We start from the raw sequence: 1,182 nt of genomic DNA, 5'->3' as shown, positions 1-1,182 counted from the left end.
CGCCGATTGTAAAATCAAATTGAACACTTTAGAAAAATAAAAAGTCCATCTGGACCCGTTTGATAGAATGTAATTACCACAAAACATCTTGAAACGAGGTCACAAATGAACTCTTTACATTCTATCATGCCTAAGCACAAAAAAGGAAAACATTTGTCATTAGAAGAGCGAGTTATTATCCAAACTCGTATCAAAGATGGATTTTCTCTTAGAGCAATTGCTCGTGAGATTGGTTGTTCTCCTTCTACGATTAGCTATGAAATCAAACGTGGTACAGTTTTGCTTTATCACGGTAAACAAAAGCGGTACAAAGCAGAACGTGGAAATGAAGTTTATCAAGCTAACCGACGCCACTGTGGTCGCAAATCAGACTTCTTGAAGAAATCTGACTTTATCAAGTATGTCAATAAGCATTTCTTTGAAGACAATTGGTCACTTGATGTATGTGCCAATCGCTGCTTGGCTGTGGGTGAATTTAGCAGCGACCAGATAGTCTGCACTAGAACTCTATATAACTATATAGATCAAGGCTTGTTGGCTATCAGAAACTCTGATTTGCCTGAGAAGTTAAAGCGTAATACTAAAATTCATCGTGTTCATAAGAACAAGAAGAAATTAGGTCGAAGCATTGAAGAACGCCCTAAAGAGATTAATGATCGAAAAGAGTTTGGTCACTGGGAATGCGACCTAGTCTTAGGACATAAGACTAGAGATGATCAAGTACTGCTAACTTTGTCTGAGCGAATGAGCCGTGAGTTTCTAATCTTGCGTATTCCAGACAAGACAGCTGCCAGTGTTATGAGCGCTTTTCAAATTCTACATAAGCAGTATAGTGAGCACTGGAATGAAATCTTCAAGACAATTACAACTGACAATGGTTCAGAGTTTGCGGATCTTTCCAATCTAGAGGAAGTATCTAATACCTTAGTCTATTACGCCCATCCATATACTTCTTGCGATAAAGGCACTGTTGAAAGACATAATGGGCTCATTCGCAGATTCATTCCTAAGGGTGATTACATCAATAACTATTCTCTTCAGGAAATCATTGACATTGAAACCTGGTGCAATTCGCTACCAAGAAAAATATTGGCATATCATACACCAGATGAAATCTTTGAAAGAGAATTGGATCATATCTATCAAGCAGCTTAAGTGTTCAATTTATTATTGCAATTTACG

The 1,182-nt window shown here is 37.6% G+C and carries 1 protein-coding gene; it reads left to right on the top strand.

Annotation, left to right across the window (positions count from 1 at the left end; translation table 11 throughout):
• The first annotated feature begins 105 nt into the window (after positions 1–105).
• On the top strand, positions 106–1,155 hold the full coding sequence (locus tag WS44_RS09425; protein ID WP_046434112.1) for an IS30 family transposase: 1,050 nt from the start codon (positions 106–108) through the stop codon (positions 1,153–1,155).
• The last annotated feature ends 27 nt before the right edge of the window (positions 1,156–1,182 follow it).

The organism is Lactobacillus sp. N54.MGS-719, from assembly GCF_000980505.1.
Lineage (GTDB): Bacteria > Bacillota > Bacilli > Lactobacillales > Lactobacillaceae > Lactobacillus > Lactobacillus amylovorus.
This window is presented reverse-complemented; position numbering and strand designations above follow the sequence as displayed.